Source organism: Paraburkholderia sp. SEWSISQ10-3 4, assembly GCF_030464785.1.
Classification (GTDB): domain Bacteria; phylum Pseudomonadota; class Gammaproteobacteria; order Burkholderiales; family Burkholderiaceae; genus Paraburkholderia; species Paraburkholderia aspalathi.
The window spans coordinates 162,563-183,798 of record NZ_JALPRI010000002.1; the positions used below are offsets into that span (position 1 = coordinate 162,563).

The following is a 21,236-nucleotide window of genomic DNA, read 5'->3' on the forward strand; positions in this document are numbered from 1 at the left end:
TAACTCATTTCCTGAATGCTTCGTCCACCGATGAATCTGCTGAAACGTTACGCTGTGCCCGTTGCCTGTGCGATGACCGTGCTCACCATGGCGGCTTGCTCATCCACGAAAGACGAGCGCCGCGAGCCCACGCCGCTCACCGAGTTCAAACCCGTGCTCGACGTGCAGCAGGCGTGGAAGACGAGCGTCGGCAAGGCGGGTCGTTACCTGTTCTCGCCGGTCGCGGTCGGCAACGCGGTGTACGCGGCGGGCGCGAACGGCTCGGTTGCGAAGATCGACGCGCAAACCGGCAAGGACATCTGGCGCGTCAAGTTGCGTGACGATCTGTCGGCCGGTGTCGGCAGCGACGGCACGCTCACGGCGGTCGGCGGCCTGAAGGGCGATGTCTACGTGCTCGGCGCGGACGGCAAACAATTGTGGACCGCCAAGGCGCCTGGCGAAATCATCTCGCCGCCGCTGGTCGGCAACGGCCTCGTGGTGGTGCGCACGGTCGACGGTCAGATCGTCGCGTTCAATGCGCAAACTGGCGAGCAGAAGTGGAATTATCGGAACCGCGCGGTGCCGCTCAACCTGCGCGTTTCCTCGGGCATGACGTTCGCGGGTGACGCGGCGGTGCTGGCCGGTTTCCCGGGCGGCGCGTTCGCCGCGATCAACCTGCAGACCGGTGACAACTACTGGCAGACTCCGGTGTCGTATCCGAAGGGGGTGACGGAAGTGGAGCGTATCAATGACGTGACAGGCCCGCCCACGCTGCTTGGTTCGGAAACCTGTGCGGTGACGTTCCAGGGTCAGATTGGCTGCTTCGACGCGAACTCGGGCCGCGCGGTGTGGGAAAAGGCGTTTTCGAGCACGAGCGGTCTCGCGCAGGATGACCGCGCTGTGGTGGCGGCCGACGACTGGTCGGTGGTGTCGGCGTTCGACGTCAGCAACGGCGCGACACTCTGGAAGAACGACAAGCTGAAGAATCGCGAACTCAGCGTCCCGTTCATTCTGGGTCATGCCGCTGTGCTGGGCGACTATCAGGGCTACGTGCACTTCCTGTCGCGCGACGACGGTACACTCGTGGCCCGTGTGAAGACCGACGGCACCCCGATTACCGCGGCGCCGGTGCTGGCCGGCGAAACGCTGGTCGTGCTGACGCACGACGGCGATCTGTACGGCTACCGTCCGCGCTGATCGCGCAGACTATTGGCAGTCAAGCGTCGTCAAACGTGCAGGCCGGCTTCGCCGGCCGCACGCGTTTTTGTTGTATAGCTGGGCAACTAGAAATATTCCGCCGGACTGGCTGGTCCGGCAAGTCGGATCAGAAACGGCCCATGTGGCCATCGGTGGCTGCTTGCGGCGCCACCTTCGACGGCATCCTGGTCGATACGCAGAGAATCGTATCGAACCGGCGTGTGAGCCGTTGAGCAAGAAAGACTGAAGCTGGCGGCCCATTGGCGCTGCCCCATACAGCCAAACCCCCGTCCGCCCGGGTGCGCATATTGACAGCACATCCGGGGCTGGCCGAATTCGTGATAATTTTCGTCAAAGGCTGCCGTGTAGCGGCCGCATGGCGTCGCTACGCGGGCCGTCGATTTCGATCCCGCGTTTCACCGTGAACAACATCTGATGAAACCCGTTATTGCCCTGGTTGGGCGCCCCAATGTGGGGAAATCCACGCTATTCAACCGTCTCACGCGCACGCGTGATGCGCTGGTTGCCGACCTGCCCGGTCTCACCCGCGATCGCCATTACGGCGAGGGGCGCGCCGGCGACCGGCCGTATCTGGTCGTCGATACCGGCGGCTTCGAACCGGTCGCGAAAGACGGCATCCTGCACGAGATGGCGCGTCAAACCCGCCAGGCGGTCGAAGAATCGGACGTCGTCGTGTTCATCGTCGACGGCCGCAACGGTCTCGCGCCGCAGGACAAAACGATTGCCGACTACCTGCGCAAGACCGGCCGGCCGATCTTCCTCGTCGTCAACAAGGCGGAGGGGATGAAGTACAGCACAGTGGCCGCCGACTTCTACGAACTCGGTCTCGGCGACCCGCGCGCGATTTCGTCGGCACACGGCGACGGCGTCACCGAAATGATCAATGACGCGCTGGGTGTCGCGTATGCCGGACAGCCGGAAGAGAGCGACGAGGAAAAACAGGCGCACGGCGTGAAGATCGCGATCGTCGGCCGGCCGAACGTCGGCAAGTCGACCTTGATCAATGCGCTGGTGGGCGAAGAGCGCGTGATCGCGTTCGACATGCCGGGCACCACGCGCGATTCGATCTACGTCGACTTCGAGCGTCAAGGCAAACCCTACACGCTGATCGACACGGCCGGTTTGCGCCGTCGCGGCAAGGTGTTCGAAGCGATCGAGAAGTTCTCGGTGGTGAAAACGCTGCAGTCGATTTCGGACGCGAACGTCGTGATCCTGCTGCTTGACGCGCAACAGGATATTTCCGAACAGGACGCGCACATTGCCGGTTTCGTGGTGGAGCAGGGCCGCGCGCTGGTGGTGGGCGTGAACAAATGGGACGGGCTCGATTCGCATGTGCGCGAGCGCACTAAGGCGGACATCGAGCGCAAACTAAAATTTCTCGACTTCGCCAAATTCCACTTCATTTCCGCCGCGGAAAAAACCGGAATTGGCCCGCTGATGCGCTCGGTCGACGACGCCTACGCCGCCGCCATGGCCAAGCTGCCGACGCCGAAGTTGACGCGTGCGCTGATCGAGGCAGTGGAATTCCAGCAGCCGCGCCGACGCGGTCCGGTGCGCCCGAAACTGCGTTACGCGCACCAGGGCGGACAGAATCCGCCGATCATCGTGATTCACGGCAATGCGCTCGATGCGATCACCGAAACGTACAAACGCTACCTCGAAAACCGCTTCCGGGAAACTTTCAAGCTGACTGGGACTCCATTGCGCATAGAGTTCAGATCGTCGACGAACCCTTACGCGGATAAAGGCTAAATCCAGGCTGAAACCCGCGTGTGTGTTGGGTTTGGCCGCAAGGCCGGCCCGCTCGCGCAAAAATGAAAATCGGCTATAGTGTAGCGGTTGACGGCGGATCTCTTTTTCTTCGTCGTCAATTCAGTCAACCTGCAAAAAAATACGGAGTTTGCTATGAGCAACAAAGGGCAATTGTTACAAGACCCGTTTTTGAACGCACTGCGTAAAGAGCATGTGCCGGTGTCGATCTACTTGGTCAACGGCATCAAGCTTCAAGGGAACATCGAATCGTTCGACCAGTACGTCGTGTTGCTCCGGAATACGGTCACCCAGATGGTTTACAAGCACGCAATTTCTACGGTCGTGCCTGCCCGTCCGGTGAATTTCCACCCGGATTCCGAACAGTCCTAACCCCCGTCCGCGGCCGGCGTAGCGTCGCCCGTTGGCGATTACTCCCGGCCGCCTTATTTTGATACCCTCCAATTTGATCAATGCAGCGCTTGTCGGCATCGACTTCGGTAAGATCGATTTCGAAGCCAGTCTGGAAGAACTCAGCCTGCTCGCGCAAAGCGCGGGCGCCAATCCCTTAGTCACCCTCACGGGGCGCCGGTCCAGTCCCGATGCCAAGATGTTTGTAGGCAGCGGCAAGGCCGAAGAATTGCGTCTGGCCTGTGAGGCGAACGACATCGAACTCGTCATTTTCAATCACGCTCTGGCGCCTGCACAGCAGCGCAATCTGGAGCAGGCACTTAACCGCCGCGTGATCGATCGCACCAGTCTCATCCTCGATATTTTTGCGCAACGCGCCCGCAGCCATGAAGGCAAGCTGCAGGTGGAGCTCGCGCAGTTGCAGTATCTATCGACGCGGCTAATCCGCGCATGGACCCACCTTGAACGCCAGAAGGGCGGTATTGGTTTGCGCGGTCCTGGCGAAACGCAGCTCGAAACCGACCGCCGTTTGATCGGCGAGCGTATCAAGGCGCTCAAAACCCGCCTCGAAAAACTGCGCCGTCAGCACGGCACGCAGCGCCGCGCGCGCAGCCGCAATCAAACGATGTCCGTGTCGCTCGTCGGCTACACGAACGCGGGCAAATCCACGCTCTTCAATGCGCTGACGAAGGCTCAGGCGTACGCCGCCGACCAGCTGTTCGCCACGCTGGACACCACGTCCCGCCGTGTCTATCTGGGCGACGAAGCCGGTCAGGTGGTGGTATCCGACACGGTCGGTTTCATCCGCGAATTGCCTCACCAGCTGGTGGCGGCTTTCCGCGCCACGCTCGAGGAAACCATTCACGCTGACCTGCTGCTGCATGTGGTCGACGCGTCGAGCGCCGTGCGTCTCGATCAGATCGATCAGGTGAACGAGGTGTTGCACGCAATTGGTGCGGATACGATCCGTCAGGTGCTGGTGTTCAATAAGATCGACGCCGTGCCGGAGTTGGCGGCCCGTGGCGACGCGGTCGAGCGGGATGAGTATGGTAATATTTCGCGCGTCTTTTTGAGCGCGCGCACGGGGCAAGGGCTGGATACATTGCGCGCTGCCATCGCTGAAATCGCTACTGCCGAACCTCTCTCCGATCCGCTGGTCGATCTATCGGAAGAAGACCGGTCGGCAGCACCACGCGAGGACCGTAAGGTCTCAGAACTCGGGCACTGACCCGCTCCAATTGCACTGACCCGCTGTCTACTCTGGTGAACGAACACAGGTGAACGATTACAACGAGCGGAGTATCTGGCTGCGCATGCGCGCCATGCTTTCACTGAACGATCCGCGCTGGGGCCGGGGCGACGGCAATGGCGAACGCCAACGACCTAACGAACCCAAGCGGCCGCCGGCCAAGGACGGTGAAGGCCCGCCCGATCTCGACGAGATGTGGCGCGATTTCAACCGCCGTTTGAGCCGCGTGTTCGGCCGCAAGGGCGGCGGTGCGGGTGGTGGCCGTCCGGACAACGGCCGCGGCGCGCGCATTGGCGTGGGCATCGTGATCGGCGTGTTGATCGCGATCTATCTCGGCAGCGGTGTGTTCGTCGTGCAGGATGGCCAGGCCGGCGTCGTGATGCAGTTCGGCAAGTATCGCTACACCGCAGGGCAGGGTGTGCATTGGCGCCTGCCGTATCCGTTCGAAGCGCACGAGCTCGTCAACATCGGCCAGATTCGCCAGGTGGAGATCGGCCGTAACAACGTGGTGCGTCTCGCCAACGTGAAAGACGCGTCGATGCTCACGCACGACGCCGATATCGTCGACGTGCGCTTTGCCGTGCAGTACCAGGTGAGCAAGCCGACCGACTATCTCTTCCGCAGCGTCGATCCCGATCAGAGCGTGATGCAGGCCGCGCAGGCGGCGGTGCGTAGCATCGTCGGTGCGCGCAGCACCAGTGACATCCTCTATCAGGATCGCGAAACAATTCGCCAGCAACTGATGGCGTCGATTCAGCAATCTTTGGATGAATACCAGTCCGGCCTCGCCGTGACCGGTGTGACGATCCAGGGTGTGCAGGTGCCCGACCAGGTGCAGGCCGCTTTCGACGATGCCGCCAAAGTGCGCCAGGACAACGAACGCGCCAAACGCGACGCGCAGGCCTATGCCGCCGAGCTGCTGCCGCGCGCGCAAGCGGATGTGGCGCATCAGGTCGACGAAGCGAAAACGTATAGCGACAAGACGGTGGCCCAGGCGCAAGGCGATGCCGAACGCTTCAAGCAGGTCTACGCGCAGTACTCGAAAGCGCCCGCTGTGATTCGCGAGCGCATGTACCTGGAAACCATGCAGCAGATCTATTCGAATACGACCAAGGTGTTTGTGGACAGCAAGAGCGGCAACAACGTGTTGTATCTGCCGCTCGACAAGCTGGTCGAGCAGACTCGCCAGCGCGTAGCCGACGCTGCTGCAGCCGCTTCCGGTGCTGCCGTTACGTCGGGCGCCGCCGCGCCGCAAGCCGCGAGCAGCGCTGCCGCACCGGCTGCTGCTGCCGCTGCTTCCGCGCCCGCCGCGGTTGCGACGCCTGCCAGTCAGGCCGCCGCCAGCAGCGACGCACTGCGTTCACGCGACTCCTTCCGCAGCCGTATGCGCGAAGACGACGTTCAATAAGGAGCGCACATCATGAACAAGATCATTGCGCTCGTCGTAGCCGTCGTCATCGTGCTGTTTGTCGCATCGTCGATGGTATTCGTGGTCGACCAGCGGCATATGGCTGTGTTGTCCTCGCATGGCGACACCGCGCCCGAATTGCTTGGCCCGGGCTTGCATGTGAAGCTGCCGCCGCCGTTGCAGACGGTCACGCTGGTCGATAACCGCATCCAGTCGCTCGACGCGCCGGATGAAGACCGTTATGTCACGTCGGACAAAACCGACCTGCTGGCCAACCCGGTCATCAAATACCGCGTAACCGATCCGCTGAAGCTGCTCGCCGAAACCCGCGGCGACGTGCAAAGTCTGGCGGACCGCCTCGCGCTGCTGTCACGCAGCGCGCTCGGCGACGCGTTCGCCAAGGTCACGCTGACCGATGCGCTCGCAAAGCAACAAGCCGTCGCGGACGAAGCACGTGGCACGATGAGCAAAGCCGCGGCATCGCTGGGCGTTTCGGTGCTCGACGTGCAACTGACGCGCGTCGATTTCCCGGCAGCGATGGCCGACTCGGTCTACAAGCGGATGATCGCCGCGCGCGAGCAGGCCGCGGCCGACGAACGTGCGAAGGGCACGGCCGAGGCCGACCAGATCAAGGCGGATGCCGTCAGCCAGCAACAGGCGATTCTCGCGGACGGCTATAAGCAGGCGCAGACCATCAAGGGCGAGGGCGATGCCAAGGCCGCGGAAATCGCGGCGGAAGCATATGGCAGCGACCCGCAGTTCTACCAGTTTTATCAAAGCATGCAGGCGTACAAGAACACCTTCAAGCCGGGCGACGTGATCGTGGTCGACCCAAGCAGCGAGTTCTTCCGCTTCATGCGTAGCCCGACCGGTGGCGCCGCCCCGGACGCTCCCGCGGTACCGCGCAAACACTGATAACCGGAAGGCCGCGGCATCCGCATCGCGGCCCCTTCATTCGCATGGACATAGCCGGCTCGTTACTGCTCGCGATCGCATTGATGCTGATTATCGAAGGGATGTTTCCCTTCGTTTTTCCGAGCGCCTGGCGCGACACGTTCCGTAAAATAGCGGAACGGCCCCCGCATCAGATTCGCGTCGGCGGGCTGGTCGTGATGGTGCTCGGGTTGATCCTGCTGTTTATCGTGACCTGAGGGCGTCGCATAGCGCCGCCGCTGCGCGCCGTTGCGTTGGCGCTCCATTTGCGCGGCATCAGCGGCTTGGCAACAGCGAGCGTTCAGCGGCGCGGGCCAGGAAGGGTTATGAAGGGCCGTAAAGGCCCGCCGCGATACCCGCGACAGCCGCCAGAATAAAGCCGTCGCCCGCCATTCACACACATTTACCGGCGCACCCAGCCGCCGTGTTCAACGTCGTAGGACTGTATCGATGTCGACCTGGTTACTTCCCGAGAATATCGCCGACGTGCTGCCGTCGGAAGCCCGCAAGATCGAAGAGTTGCGGCGCCATTTGCTGGACCGTTTCCGCTCCTACGGCTACGAAATGGTGATGCCGCCGCTGCTCGAGTACATCGAGTCGCTGCTTACCGGCGGCGGGCAAGATCTGAATCTGCGCACGTTCAAGCTCGTTGATCAGATGTCCGGGCGCACGCTCGGTCTGCGCGCCGACATTACGCCGCAGGTCGCGCGTATCGACGCACACCTGCTGAATCGTCAGGGCGTGACGCGTCTTTGCTATGCCGGCAATGTGGCGCATACGCGTCCGCGCGGCCTGCACGCCACGCGTGAACAGATCCAGATCGGGGCGGAAATCTATGGTCACGCCGGTCTCGAAGCGGATCTGGAAATCCAGCAGTTGATGCTCGACGCGCTGCGTCTGGCCGGCCTCGCGAAAGTGCGGCTCGATCTATGCCATGCCGGCGTGCTCGCCGCGCTGATCGAAGCGGAACCTGCTGCTGCGGAGTTGGGCCAATCGCTGTACGACGCGTTAGCCGGCAAGGATGTGCCGCGCCTCGTCGAGCTGACCGCCAATCTCACGCCGGTTACGCGCGACGCATTGCGCTCGCTCCCCACACTTTACGGCGACGCGTCGGTACTCGACGAAGCCCGGGCACGCTTGCCGAACGCACCAGCTATCGCCCGCGCGCTCGACGACCTCGCATTCCTCGCGAGCCAGGTGGACGGCGCCGAAGTGATGATCGATCTGGCTGATTTGCGCGGCTACGCGTACCACAGCGGCGTGATGTTCTCGGCGTATGTGGACGGCGTGCCGAACGCGGTTGCGCGCGGCGGCCGTTACGACCACGTCGGCCAGGCCTATGGCCGGGCACGTGCCGCAACCGGCTTCTCGCTCGATCTGCGTGAAGTTGCTCGAATTTCGCCAGTAGAGGCGCGCAGCAGCGCGATTCTCGCCCCGTGGCAGCATGACGACGCGCTGCGCGTGAGCGTCGCCGCACTGCGCGATGCCGGTGAAGTCGTGATCCAGGCGCTGCCTGGCCACGAGCACGATCTGGACGAGTTCGCCTGCGACCGCGTGTTGGTCGAGCGCAACGGCGCGTGGGTCGTCGAACCCCGTTCCTGAGCGTGAATCGATAGACCGCCCGAGGGTCATCCCAAGGGCATTTCAGAAGGCGTCCAAAGCGTCGCCGAACCCGGCGCGGCCACTCGCCGCGCTATTTTCGATATACCCACCATAACGTGCATACCGTTGAGCGGAAACGGAAAAATTCGGAAGGTTCCGCGAACATAGGTAGAATACGTTTTTAACCAGCTTACGAAACAACATGTCTGCCAGCGCAGTGAATGTGAACCCCGGGCGCAACGTCGTCGTCGTGGGGACCCAGTGGGGTGATGAAGGCAAGGGCAAGATCGTCGACTGGCTGACGGACCACGCTCAAGGCGTCGTTCGCTTCCAGGGCGGTCACAATGCCGGTCACACGCTTATCATCGGCGGCAAGAAAACCATCTTGCGTCTGATTCCGTCGGGCATCATGCATCCCGGCGTCGCGTGCTACATCGGCAATGGCGTCGTGTTGTCGCCGGAAGCGCTGTTCAAGGAAATTGGCGAGCTCGAAGCCGCCGGGGTCGATGTTCAGAATCGCCTCTTCATTTCCGAAGCCACCACCCTGATCCTGCCGTATCACATTGCCATCGACCAGGGCCGCGAAGCGCGCCGTGGCGCGAGCAAGATCGGCACCACCGGCCGCGGCATCGGCCCGGCCTACGAAGACAAGGTAGCGCGCCGCGGTTTGCGCGTGCAGGACCTGTTCGAGCCGGAAAGCTTCGCCGAACGTCTGCGTGAAAATCTCGATTATCACAACTTCGTGTTGACGCAATACCTGGGCGTCGCCGCAGTCGACTTCCAGCAAACGCTCGACACGATGCTGAGCTATGCCGACCGTCTGAAGCCGATGGTGACCGACGTGTCGCGCCGTCTGTACGATGAAAACGCCGCCGGCAACAATCTGCTGTTCGAAGGCGCACAAGGCACGCTGCTCGACATCGACCACGGCACCTATCCGTACGTCACGTCGAGCAACTGCGTGGCCGGTGCGGCTACCGCGGGCGCAGGTGTGGGTCCGCAAAAGCTGAACTACATTCTTGGCATCACCAAGGCGTATTGCACGCGTGTCGGTTCGGGCCCGTTCCCGAGCGAACTGTACGACGCGGATAACGCCGCGCGTCAGGAACCGATTGGCCTCGAACTCGCCAAGGTCGGTAAGGAATTCGGCTCGGTCACCGGCCGTCCGCGCCGCACCGGCTGGCTCGACGCCGCCGCACTGCGCCGCTCGATCCAGATCAACGGCGTGTCGGGTCTGTGCATGACCAAGCTCGACGTGCTCGACGGCCTCGACGAAGTGAAGCTGTGCGTCGGCTACACGGTCGACGGCAAGAATATCGACCTGCTGCCGCGTGGCGCATCGGAAGTCGCGCGTTGCGTGCCGGTGTACGAAACCTTCGCGGGCTGGAAGGAAAGCACCGTCGGCATCACGGAATGGGACAAGCTGCCGGCCACCGCGCGTGCTTATCTGACGCGTGTGCAGGAAGTCGCGGGCATTCCGATCGACATGGTGTCGACCGGTCCGGATCGCGACGAAACGATTCTGCTTCGTCATCCGTTCAAGGTTTAAGCCATGGTGCAAGGTGTACCCATGATTGCGATGAAAGATCCGCGCAACGACGACAAGAACCTGTGGGTCGGCTGGGACGAATATCACCGGCTGATCGAACTGCTGGCGTTGCAGGTGCATGAATCGGGCTGGAAGTTCGACAAGATTCTGTGTCTCGCGCGCGGCGGTTTGCGCGTCGGCGACCAGCTCTCGCGTATTTACGATCTGCCGCTGGCGATTCTCGCCACCAGTTCGTACCGCGAAGCGGCCGGCACGGAGCAGGGCGAGCTCGACATCGCGCAATACATCACGATGACGCGCGGCGAGCTGCACGGCAACGTGCTGCTGGTCGACGATCTGGTCGATTCGGGTGTGACGCTGGCACGCGTGCAGGCGCATCTGAAAGAACGTTATCCGGCGATCACCGCGGTGCGCTCGGCGGTACTCTGGTACAAGGGCTGCTCGAAAGTGAAGCCTGATTACCATGTGCAGTATCTGCCGACCAATCCGTGGATTCACCAGCCGTTCGAGGAATGGGACACGGTTCGTCCGCATAACCTCGGCGCGTGGATCAAGCGCGGCATGCAGCAGGACCAGGAGTCGTCGGGCACGTGATGCGCGCTACGACGTCGTGTGTATCGCGTCGTATCCCGTGCAGTGTCTGCAAGACGGAGCCCGATTGGGCTCCGTTTTTTTTATGTGCGTTATGTGTCCGCCGTATGTCCCGCGAAGGGTGCCTCGCAAAACGCGCATGCCGCGCTGGCGAAACGCCTGACGCAGCAGACGCGCCTAAATCGCAGTGCTACACTGCGCGGACCATCCACGTGGTGTATCCACAACAAGCCGGGCGGCGCTAGGCGGGCAGTTTAGAATAGCGGTCGTTTTTTCCGCTCAGGGAACGGATTTCCTCGCGTCTATGACAGATAACAATCACGTGCACAAACAGCCTCTGCCTTCCCTCGCGATTGCTGCGATCGGAGTGGTGTTCGGCGATATCGGCACGAGCCCGCTGTACTCGCTGAAAGAAGCTTTCAGCCCGGCACATGGCATTCCGCTGACCAACCAATCGATTCTGGGTGTGATCTCGCTGCTGTTCTGGGCGATCGTGATCGTGGTCAGCATCAAGTACGTCTTGTTCGTGATGCGCGCCGACAACAACGGCGAAGGCGGCGTCCTCGCGCTGATGGCGCTGGCGCTGCGCTCTCTCGACCAGAAGTCGAAAATGGCCGGCCTGTTGATGATGCTCGGCATTTTCGGCGCCTGCATGTTCTATGGCGACGCGGTGATTACGCCCGCCATTTCGGTGATCTCCGCGGTCGAAGGCCTTGAGATCGCGGCGCCCAATCTGTCTCATCTGGTGCTGCCGCTCACGATGGTGATCCTCGTGCTGCTGTTCTGGATTCAGCGGCACGGAACGGCCACCGTCGGCCGCCTGTTTGGCCCGATCATGGTGCTGTGGTTCGTGGTGCTCGCCGCGCTCGGCCTGTGGCACATCCTGCAGTCGCCGAATGTGATCCGCGCACTGAATCCGTACTACGCCTACACCTTTATGGCCGCGCACGTGTTGCAGGCCTACGTGGTGCTTGGCTCGGTCGTGCTGGTGCTGACGGGCGCCGAAGCGCTTTACGCCGATATGGGCCACTTCGGCGCGAAGCCGATCCGCATGGCCTGGTATTTCCTCGTAATGCCTTCGCTGGTGCTGAACTATTTCGGCCAGGGCGCTCTGCTGATGCACGATCCGAAGGCAATCGAAAACCCGTTCTTCCTGCTTGCACCGGATTGGGCGCTGCTGCCGCTCGTGGTGCTGTCGACGGTGGCGACCGTGATCGCGTCGCAAGCCGTCATTTCTGGCGCCTATTCGTTGACGAGCCAGGCGATCCAGCTCGGCTACGTGCCGCGCATGAAGATCCTGCACACGTCGGAACTGGCGATCGGCCAGATCTATGTGCCGGTGGTGAACTGGATGCTGCTGTTCATCATTCTGTGCATCGTGATCGCGTTCAAGAGCTCGGATAACCTCGCCGCCGCGTACGGTATCGCGGTGACGGCCACCATGGTCATCACCACGGTCCTGGCCTGCGTCGTCATGGTGAATGTGTGGAACTGGAACAAGTTCCTCGTGGCGCTGATCATCGGCGTGTTCATGGCGGTCGACTTAGGCTTTTTCGGCGCCAATCTGCTCAAGGTGGCCGAAGGCGGCTGGCTGCCGCTCGGCATCGGCGCGCTCCTGTTCTTCCTGCTGATGACCTGGTTCAAGGGCAGGATGATCGTCAAGGAGCGTACGGCGGCTGACGGTATTCCGCTTATGCCGTTCCTGCAGGGTCTGCTCGCGCATCCTCCGCATCGTGTGTCGGGTACCGCGATCTATCTGACGGGTAGCGATTCGCTCGTGCCGGTGAGCTTGCTGCACAACCTGAAGCACAACAAGGTGCTGCACGAACGCACGATTTTCCTGACTTTCGTGACGCTGGATATTCCGTATGTGAATGATGCGGAACGCGTGACGGTAAAGGATCTGAACGGCGGCTTGTTCCTCGTCAAGGCAGCGTACGGTTTCAACGAAACGCCTGACGTGAAGGCTGTGTTGCTCGAAGTCGGCCGCACGCACGACATGACCTTCGAGTTGATGGACACGTCGTTCTTCCTCGCCCGTGAAACGGTCGTGCCGACGCAGTTGCCTGGCATGTCGGTGTGGCGCGAACGTGTGTTCGCATGGATGCATCAGAATGCCGCCAAGCCGACCGACTTCTTCAGCATTCCCGCCAACCGGGTGGTGGAGTTGGGGACGAAGATCGAGATCTGACGCGACGGGTCGAGGCTCGGACGCGCCTTGCATGTGAAGGCGCGGCAAGCGAAAAGAGATAAAAAAAAGCCCACGCAATTGCGTGGGCTTTTTTTTTCTGCTCAGTCATCGCGGATGTCAGTGCGTGGGCGAATCACGCACTGACGAACCCGCTTATTTCTGCTTGAGCTTGGCGAATGCCGCGGCCATTGCGCCGCCTGCTTCCGGCTCACGCGAGCGCTGTTGCTGCGCGCCGCGGCCAGCACCGCCCGAACGGCTCGAACCGCCCCGATCCTGCTGGGCGCCGCCACCGCTGCGCGGCGCGGCTGCCGCGCCGAACTCGTCGTCCAGACGCATGGTCAGCGCGATACGCTGTCGCTTCACGTCGACTTCCAGCACCTTCACCTTGACGATCTGGCCGGCCTTGACCACTTCGTGCGGGTCTTTGATGAACTTCGTCGACATGGCCGACACGTGCACCAGACCGTCCTGATGCACGCCGATGTCGACGAACGCACCGAAGGCCGCCACGTTCGTCACGACGCCTTCGAGCACCATGCCCGGCGTCAGATCGCTGACCTTCTCGACGCCTTCACGGAAGGTCGCGGTCTTGAACTCGGGGCGCGGGTCGCGGCCCGGCTTTTCGAGTTCCAGCAGAATGTCGCGCACGGTCGGCAGGCCGAAACGTTCGTCGACGAATTCGGCCGGCGAGAGGCCACGCAGTGCGTCGCGATTGCCGAGTACTTCGCCGACATGCTTGCTGATCTTCGCCAGCATGCGTTCAACGACCGGATACGCTTCCGGGTGAACCGACGAGCGGTCGAGCGGGTTCTCGCCGTTGTTGATGCGCAGAAAACCGGCGGCTTGTTCGAAGGTCTTGTCGCCCAGACGCGGCACCTTGCGCAGATGTTCGCGCGACGGGAACGGGCCGTTTGCATCGCGATAGTCAACGATGTTACGAGCCAGCGTCGCGTTCAAACCCGACACGCGCGCGAGCAACGCGACCGACGCCGTATTGGCGTCCACGCCGACCGCGTTCACGCAATCCTCGACCACCGCGTCGAGCGAGCGGGCCAGTTCGCGCTGATTCACGTCGTGCTGATACTGGCCGACGCCGATTGCCTTCGGCTCGATCTTCACCAGTTCCGCGAGCGGATCCTGCAAACGGCGCGCAATCGACACCGCGCCGCGGAGCGACACGTCCATGTCCGGGAATTCTTTCGCCGCGAGTTCGGAGGCCGAGTACACGGACGCACCGGCTTCCGAGACGACGATCTTCTGCAGCTTGAATTCCGGATGACGCGCGATCAGCTCGCTCGCAAGCTTGTCCGTTTCGCGCGACGCCGTACCGTTGCCGATACTGATCAGCTCAGCCTGCGTCTGTGCGCAGATGCGCGCCAGTTTCGCAATCGAGCCGTCCCAGTCGCGGCGCGGCTCGTGGGGATAAATCACGTCGGTGGCGAGCACCTTGCCGGTCCGATCGACCACCGCGACTTTCACGCCGGTGCGCATGCCCGGATCGAGGCCGATCACAGCCTTCGGTCCTGCGGGTGCTGCCAGCAGCAAGTCCTTCAGATTGCGCGCGAACACGCGGATCGCTTCATGTTCGGCTTCGTCGCGCAGATTGGTCAGCAGTTCGTTTTCGATATGCGGCTGCACCTTCACGCGCCAGCACCAGCGGCACACGTCGGCGAGCCACTTGTCGGCCGGACGGTTCTGATTGGCGATGCCGAAGTGGCGGGCGATCAACGCTTCGCCCGGATGCGGCACTTGCGCGTCGAGTTCTTCGCCGAGCCCGAGCTTGACCATCAGCACGCCCGCATTGCGGCCGCGGAACAGGGCCAGCGCGCGATGCGACGGCACGGTTCGAATGGTTTCCGCGTAATCGTAGTAATCGCGGAATTTTTCTTCTTCCGCGTTTTCCTTGCCCTCGACCACCTTCGACGACACCACGCCCTGGTTGAACAGGTAATCGCGCAGCTTGCCGAGCAGATCCGCGGTTTCGCCGAACTGTTCGGAGAGGATGTCGCGCGCGCCGTCGAGCGCGGCCTTGACGTCGGCGACGCCTTTCTCGGCGTCCACGTAGGCGGCGGCTTCGGTTTGCGGGTCGAGGAGGGGATTGGCCAGCAGCGCGTCGGCGAGCGGCTGCAGGCCGGCTTCGCGGGCGATCTGCGCGCGCGTGCGGCGCTTGGGCTTATACGGGAGATACAGGTCTTCCAGCACCTGCTTGCTGTCGGCGCCTTCGATTGCGGCGCGCAGTTCGTCGGTGAGCTTGCCCTGTTCGTCGATGCTCGCGATGATCGTGGCGCGCCGGTCTTCCAGCTCGCGCAGGTACAGCAGGCGCTCCTCGAGATTACGCAGTTGCGTGTCGTCGAGATTGTCGGTCACTTCCTTCCGGTAGCGGGCGATGAACGGAACAGTCGCTCCTTCGTCGAGAAGTTGCACCGCGGCCGCGACCTGGCGCGGCTGGACGGACAGTTCGGCGGCGATGCGCTGTACGATCTTGAGTGCTACGGTTTCCGTCATAAGGTCTTGGTGTTCCTGCTGCTCAATCAAAGGTCGCGCCGTAGTGGCACATGCCCGGCACATGCCAGGCATACTCCGGGCCCACGTCGGGCACACCGGTGTACGCTGGGCGTGCGCGCTGCGACCAGGTTGCTGGAGCGGGGCATTTTGCCATAAATGCAAAAGGGCTCAACCGCAGGGTGATAGAATTTCGGGCATGTTCCGTTGACCAATTACGACGTTGCCAACCTCCCTGTCCCTCAACCGCCTGGACTCCCGCTTGGTCTCTCGCTTGTCACAATTACCGCTTTTTCTGACGCCGCGTGTGTCGCGCTCGCCGCTTACATCGCTCACGTCGGTGTTGCGGTCCCTGTTCAGGTCAGCGCTTCCGTCCAATGGGATGTTTTTCGTTTCGTGCGCGTCGTGCGTCATGGCAGCTTCGCTGGCCATGTCCGCGCCGGCCGTAGCGCAATCCGCAGCGCCGCTCGTGGCCGCCAGCAGCCTCGCGCCGGCAGCGGCTTCGGGCACAACGAGCACCATGAGCGCCACGGGCGCGGACAATGCCGATAACGCGGCATCGCCCAACAGCGCATTCGACGCGCGGCAGAAAGTCCTCGATCAGCGTACCGAGGAAAACAACTACCGTTACGCGGTCGCCGAACACGATTGCTACAGTAAGTTCTTTGTCAACCACTGTCTGAACAAAGCGCGCGACAGCATGCGTTCGGTGCAGGCCGATATTCGCAAGGAACAGCTCGCGCTCGACGGTGAACAGCGTGTCCAGCACGCTCGCCAGCGTGACGAGCAGGCAGCGCTCAAACGCGCACAAGACGAAGCCAGCGCGCCGCAGCGTGCCGCTGACGACGCGCGCAACGCCCAGGCCTACGAAGACAAGCAGCGCCAACACCAGCTCGACCAGGCGCAGCGCGCGGCCGAGGCGCCGCAACGCAGCGCCAACGCGCAAGCCTATCAGCAGAAGCAACAACAGCACGCGCTGGATCAGGCGCAGCGCGGCATCAGCCCGTCGCAAGCCGCAGCCAACAGCCAGGCATACGACCAGAAGCAGGGCGACTTCCAACGCAAGCTCGACCAGGCGCGTCAGCAGGGCGCGCAAAAGGCGCAGGAGCGGGTGGAGAAGCAGCAGACCTTCGAGAAGAAGCAGGCCGACGCGGCGCAGCACAAGGCCGATGTCGAGGCTCGTCAGAAGCAGGCGGCCGAGAAAGCCGAGCAGAAACGTCAGGACCAGTTGAAAGAGCAACAGCAGCTTGAAGAACAGCAAAAGCAGCAAAAGGAACAACAGTAGGTGTGCTGTAGCGGGTTCTGGTAGGGTAGTAGCCAGGCAGCAGTCGTCGTAACGCGTTTTAAGCCGGACAGCAACCTCAGGCATTGGGCTGCATATGCAGCCCTGTGCCGCATACGAGAGGAGGCGAGCATGCGCGATCAACATCACGTCATCACCGCGGACACATTGCGCGACCGTATTCTGCAACTGGAATCGGAGCATAGTGGGCTCGATCGCTTGATCGACCGAATGTCGGAAGAGCCCGGCATCGACGACTTCGAGTTGCAGCGCCTGAAAAAGCGCAAACTCAAAGTCAAGGACACCATCATCTTGCTGCAATTGCAGCTCGAACCGGACGCACGCGCCTGAGTTCGCGCCCTGGCAGGTGCCGGGTCGCGCCCCGCGCGCCGGACTTTGCAGGAAACGCTTGCCTTGAATTCACCGCTTGAAACTTCACCACACGCCACGGCGGGCGAGGACGCTCCGGCGGCCGGCACGCCCGCGCTGCGTCCTCCCGCGTCGCTGAATCCACGCCGCGTTGCCGAACTGGACGATATCTTCGCCGACAACGGCCTGCTCGCCCGTCAGATCGACGGCTATCGTTCGCGCGCGTCGCAGATCGAGATGTCGCGCGCCGTCGCGGCGGCCATGGAAGCGTCGGGCCGCGCGATGCCTGAGCCCGCGATGTTCGAGGCGCAAAAGCGTCCGGCGCGGCGTCTGCAATCGCCAGGCGCGGAGGCGGCAACTGGGGCTCCTGAAAACGACGAATCGAGCGCTCTCGACGGCAGCGAAAACACGCTGATCGTGGAAGCGGGCACCGGCACCGGCAAGACCTATGCGTATCTCGTGCCGGCCATGTTGTGGGGCGGCAAGGTGATCGTCTCCACCGGCACCAAGCATCTGCAGGATCAGCTCTTTCAGCGCGATATTCCGACCGTGCGCGATGCGCTCGCTGTGCCGGTGTCGGTGGCGATGCTCAAGGGCCGCGCGAACTACCTGTGCCATTACTACCTGCAGCGCACAGCGGATAACGGTCGCCTGCCTTCGCGCCAGGAAACCTCGTATTTGCAGGACATCATTCGCTTCGCCAAGATCACGCGCACCGGCGACAAGGCTGAACTCGCGAGCGTGCCGGAAACGGCGGCAGTGTGGTCGATGGTTACGTCCACGCGTGAGAACTGTCTTGGCCAGGAGTGCCCGCATTACAAGGAATGCTTCGTGATGCAGGCGCGCCGCGAGGCGCAGCAGGCCGACATCGTGGTGGTCAATCACCATCTGTTTTTCGCCGACATCATGTTGCGCGATACCGGCATGGCTGAATTGCTGCCCACGGCCAACACCATCATCTTCGACGAAGCGCATCAACTGCCGGAAACCGCGACGCTGTTTTTCGGCGAGACGCTTTCCACCACGCAATTTCTCGAGCTCGCGCGCGATTCCGTGGCGGAGGGCCTGGGTCATGCGCGTGAATCGGTCGACTGGGTCAAGCTCGGCTCGACACTCGAACGCGCGGCGCGTGACGTGCGGCTCGCTTTCAAGGAGGATACGGTGCGCTTGTCGATCGGTCAGTTGCCCGACGATCATCCGCTATTCCCCGCACTCGAAACACTTGAGACCGAGCTCGACGCATTGACGTCCGCGTTGGCGGGTCAGGCCGAGCGAGCCGAATCGATCGGGGCGTGTCTGCGCCGCGCACGCGAACTGCAAGGCGTGCTCGCGGGCTGGACCACACCGCCCACCGAGACCGAACGCGCAGCCGCTGACGCCGCCGCGGAGGACGCCAAGGCCGAACGCACCGATCCGAACGAAAAGGTGCGCTGGATCGAAGTGTTCGCGCATACGGTGCAATTGCACGAAACACCGCTGTCGGTTGCGCCGATCTTCGCTAAGCAGCGCGCGGGTGTGCCGCGCGCTTGGATCTTCACCTCGGCGACATTGTCGGTGCGTGGCGACTTCACGCACTACGCGGCGCAGATGGGCCTGAACGCAAAGCGCTCGATGACGCTGCCGAGCCCCTTCGACTATCCGACGCAAGGGCTTCTGTACGTGCCGCGCAATTTGCCGCAGCCTTCGTCGCCAATGTTCACCGACGCCGTGTTCGACGCCGCATTGCCCGCGATCGAAGCATCGGGCGGCGGCGTATTCATGTTGTGCACGACGTTGCGCGCGGTGGACCGCATCTCGGCCAAACTGCGCGACACCATTGAAGCACGCGGCTGGGACTATCCGTTGCTCGTGCAGGGTGACGCGAGCCGCACCGAGTTGCTCGATCGCTTCCGTGCGTATGGCAATGCGATTCTGGTGGGCAGCCAGAGCTTCTGGGAAGGCGTGGACGTGCGGGGCGATGCGCTCTCGCTGGTCGTGATCGACAAGCTGCCGTTTGCGCCGCCTGATGACCCGGTGCTCTCGGCGCGTCTCGATGCGCTAACGAAGAAGGGATTGAGCCCGTTCGCGGTCCACCAGTTGCCGCAGGCTGTGATTACCCTCAAGCAGGGCGCAGGCCGTCTGATTCGCGCTGAGACCGATCGTGGCGTGCTGATGATCTGTGATACCCGTCTCGTCGACAAACCGTATGGGCGCCGTATATGGCAGAGCCTGCCGCCATTTAAACGCACACGAGAGATCGAAGTCGTGCGTGAATTCTTCGAAGAGAACGCAACGCCGGCTGAATAGCAGGTGATTAAGCGAATGCCGTTGTAAAAAACGGCGCTTAAATGACAAAACGCCACGGATTTGAATCCGTGGCGTTTTGCTTTACTGCCCAGGAAATCGAGATGATTTCCCGGAGCAGTTTTCGCCCAGAGGCGAACCCTATGCGACAGCTTACTGGCTTGCGCCCGAAGCCGGAGCAGCAGCCGAAGCAGCAGCGCCTGCGTCCGAAGCAGCGGTCGTAGCCGAAGCAGCAGCGTCGCTCGCAGCAGCAGCCGCACCCGATGCAGCAGCAGCCGAATCCGAAGCTGCAGCAGCCGGTGCCGAAGCAGCAGCTGCGTCGCTAGCCGGGGCAGCGGCTTGATCGTTGCTCTTGTTGCATGCAGCCAGTGCCACAGCTGCCAACAGGGATGCTACGAGGAGGGATTTCTTCATGATCACGTCCTTTTATGGTTAAAGGTAAGCAACAGCGCAAAATAATACCGGTAATGTGCTCCAACATCGACCTGGGCCGTTGGTGGAGACGCTCTTTTGACGAGCTAGAATCTTCCCTACGGCTTGGGCGGAAATTATATGCACTTTCGTACTGACAATCCATAAATCCGGGGTCAATACGTTGTCTTTCTCATACAAAATTTCACAGTACGGTATAACAGGCGGGCAGAGTTACGCAAGCTCGCCCACTTGTATCCAGCCCGCACAATACCACTCGTGAAGCAGTGCTGTCACCGACGAATCGTCTGAGAGTGTTACAAAGCGTTTCGCACTCAGACACCGGTGGTCAGCGAGGTCAATCAACCACTTTTTGGCCCCATTAAACGGCGTTTCCTCTCCATTTAGGAAGAAAAAACGGCGGTTGTACAACAAATTAGTCTTGCGGTCCAGTCGAATGCCAGACTTGGATGCCTGACTGATGAAACGTGCTTCATTGAGCGGTCGTTGCGGCGGATCAAACACGACGCTCGGCTTCGGTTCGCTGAGGTACGTGCCAAGGAACGACGCAATGTCCTGCTCACTCCACTTGACGCCAGCAAGGATCGAACCAACCCGTTCGATCAAGGCGGCGGGCAGCGCTGCCGGACGGTCTACTGCGGCCTGCTGCGGGTCGCGATAAAGCGCATCGGGCCGCGCGGCCGAGTCGCCGCGTTCGGCCAGATGATAGAGGAACTGCGCGGTCAACTCGCCCGCGGACGGGGCGCGAAAACCGATCGAGCAGGTCATGCATTCGCCTTCGGCGACACCGTCATGGGCGATATGCGGCGGCAGGTACAGCATGTCGCCCGGCTCGAGCAGCCATTCCTCTTCCGCTTCGAAATGCTGTAAAACTTTCAACGGCAAACCCGGTTGGAGTGTCAGATCTTTCTGAGCACTTATTCGCCACCTGCGTTTGCCTTTTACTTGCAAAAGAAACACATCGTAGGAATCGAAGTGGGGGCCGACGCCGCCGCCATCGCTTGCATACGAAATCATCAGGTCGTCCAGACGCGCGTCCGGCACGAAGCGGAAACGGTCGAGCAAGGCGCGCGCGCGATCGTCGTAAAGATCCACGCCTTGTACGAGCAAGGTCCAGGCGCGCTGCTTGAGCGAGGGCAGTTCATCCGGCGCGAACGGGCCGTGCTCCAGCTGCCATTTGTTGCGAAAGTGCGTGATCAGACGTGCTTCGACTTCGTCCTGATCGGCCAGCTCGAAAAACTCCTCGCGCGACAGCGGCGCCTCTACGTTCGGGATCGCCTGGCGGATCAGCAGCGGCTTCTTCTGCCAGTACCGGCGCATGAATTGCGACGGTGTCAGATTGCCGAGCAAGGGCGTGGGCGTGTCGGGCGAGGGCGGGAGAATAGGGCGAGCCGGCTTTGAAGCCGCCGAAGAATTCCGTGCCGAAGCTGCATCGGCCGGGTGGTCAGTGGGCCGCTTGGGCATCGTATAATGTGAGTTGTATTCTGG

Annotated in this window: 17 protein-coding genes; 14 read left to right on the top strand and 3 right to left on the bottom strand. The window is 62.1% G+C overall.

The features are described 5' to 3' along the window. The first annotated feature begins 30 nt into the window (after window positions 1-30). From bamB to M0D68_RS06725, 11 genes are all read left to right on the top strand, one after another. Window positions 31-1,176, top strand: coding sequence for an outer membrane protein assembly factor BamB (gene bamB, locus M0D68_RS06675; protein WP_093633526.1), 1,146 nt, complete (start codon window positions 31-33; stop codon window positions 1,174-1,176). A gap of 435 nt (window positions 1,177-1,611) precedes the next feature. Next, window positions 1,612-2,949, top strand: a complete 1,338-nt coding sequence (der, locus tag M0D68_RS06680) for a ribosome biogenesis GTPase Der (protein WP_093633525.1) — start codon at window positions 1,612-1,614, stop codon at window positions 2,947-2,949. Window positions 2,950-3,102: 153 nt separating this feature from the next. Further along, window positions 3,103-3,339, top strand: coding sequence for an RNA chaperone Hfq (gene hfq / locus M0D68_RS06685; RefSeq protein ID WP_006051315.1), 237 nt, complete (start codon window positions 3,103-3,105; stop codon window positions 3,337-3,339). Between the two features lie 31 nt (window positions 3,340-3,370). After that, window positions 3,371-4,585, top strand: coding sequence for a GTPase HflX (hflX, locus tag M0D68_RS06690; protein WP_093633524.1), 1,215 nt, complete (start codon window positions 3,371-3,373; stop codon window positions 4,583-4,585). 49 nt (window positions 4,586-4,634) lie between these two features. After that, on the top strand, window positions 4,635-6,014 hold the full coding sequence (gene hflK / locus M0D68_RS06695) for an FtsH protease activity modulator HflK (protein ID WP_266210910.1): 1,380 nt from the start codon (window positions 4,635-4,637) through the stop codon (window positions 6,012-6,014). 12 nt (window positions 6,015-6,026) lie between these two features. Continuing rightward, window positions 6,027-6,929 carry a protease modulator HflC gene (hflC, locus tag M0D68_RS06700; RefSeq protein ID WP_266210911.1) on the top strand — a complete coding sequence of 301 codons (903 nt, stop codon included), beginning with the start codon at window positions 6,027-6,029 and terminating at the stop codon, window positions 6,927-6,929. Window positions 6,930-6,973: 44 nt separating this feature from the next. Continuing rightward, complete coding sequence (locus M0D68_RS06705; protein ID WP_054041860.1) at window positions 6,974-7,165, top strand: DUF2065 domain-containing protein; 192 nt, start codon at window positions 6,974-6,976, stop codon at window positions 7,163-7,165. Window positions 7,166-7,397: 232 nt separating this feature from the next. Next, window positions 7,398-8,549: an ATP phosphoribosyltransferase regulatory subunit gene (locus M0D68_RS06710; protein ID WP_093633521.1), complete on the top strand. Its 1,152-nt coding sequence runs from the start codon at window positions 7,398-7,400 to the stop codon at window positions 8,547-8,549. Between the two features lie 202 nt (window positions 8,550-8,751). Then, window positions 8,752-10,098 (top strand): adenylosuccinate synthase, encoded by a 1,347-nt coding sequence (locus M0D68_RS06715; RefSeq protein WP_093633520.1) that lies wholly within the window; start codon window positions 8,752-8,754, stop codon window positions 10,096-10,098. Window positions 10,099-10,101: 3 nt separating this feature from the next. Next, the gene (locus M0D68_RS06720) at window positions 10,102-10,692 is read left to right on the top strand and encodes a phosphoribosyltransferase (RefSeq protein ID WP_175053700.1); all 591 of its coding nucleotides are present in this window, start codon (window positions 10,102-10,104) and stop codon (window positions 10,690-10,692) included. 301 nt (window positions 10,693-10,993) lie between these two features. Continuing rightward, window positions 10,994-12,880: a potassium transporter Kup gene (locus M0D68_RS06725; protein WP_211701146.1), complete on the top strand. Its 1,887-nt coding sequence runs from the start codon at window positions 10,994-10,996 to the stop codon at window positions 12,878-12,880. A 153-nt stretch (window positions 12,881-13,033) separates the two neighbouring features. On the opposite strand, the gene M0D68_RS06730 is transcribed toward M0D68_RS06725, so the two are convergent. Next, window positions 13,034-15,385: a Tex family protein gene (locus tag M0D68_RS06730; RefSeq protein ID WP_093633517.1), complete on the bottom strand. Its 2,352-nt coding sequence runs from the start codon at window positions 15,383-15,385 to the stop codon at window positions 13,034-13,036. Window positions 15,386-15,764: 379 nt separating this feature from the next. On the opposite strand from M0D68_RS06730, the gene M0D68_RS06735 reads away from it, so the two are divergent. The 3 genes from M0D68_RS06735 to M0D68_RS06745 all read left to right on the top strand — a co-directional run bounded on the left by M0D68_RS06735 (window position 15,765) and on the right by M0D68_RS06745 (window position 19,319). Continuing rightward, a complete protein-coding gene (locus M0D68_RS06735) occupies window positions 15,765-16,667 on the top strand; it encodes a hypothetical protein (protein ID WP_093633516.1) in 903 nt (300 codons plus the stop codon). 129 nt (window positions 16,668-16,796) lie between these two features. Next, on the top strand, window positions 16,797-17,015 hold the full coding sequence (locus M0D68_RS06740) for a DUF465 domain-containing protein (protein WP_093633515.1): 219 nt from the start codon (window positions 16,797-16,799) through the stop codon (window positions 17,013-17,015). A gap of 63 nt (window positions 17,016-17,078) precedes the next feature. After that, window positions 17,079-19,319: an ATP-dependent DNA helicase gene (locus M0D68_RS06745; protein WP_200617863.1), complete on the top strand. Its 2,241-nt coding sequence runs from the start codon at window positions 17,079-17,081 to the stop codon at window positions 19,317-19,319. 150 nt (window positions 19,320-19,469) lie between these two features. Here the strand turns inward: M0D68_RS06745 and M0D68_RS06750 are convergent, their stop codons facing one another. Together M0D68_RS06750 and M0D68_RS06755 are read right to left on the bottom strand one after the other, a co-directional pair. Beyond that, window positions 19,470-19,730, bottom strand: coding sequence for a hypothetical protein (locus M0D68_RS06750; protein WP_093633513.1), 261 nt, complete (start codon window positions 19,728-19,730; stop codon window positions 19,470-19,472). A 231-nt stretch (window positions 19,731-19,961) separates the two neighbouring features. Beyond that, window positions 19,962-21,212 carry a cupin domain-containing protein gene (locus M0D68_RS06755; protein WP_200650610.1) on the bottom strand — a complete coding sequence of 417 codons (1,251 nt, stop codon included), beginning with the start codon at window positions 21,210-21,212 and terminating at the stop codon, window positions 19,962-19,964. Window positions 21,213-21,236 lie beyond the last annotated feature (24 nt).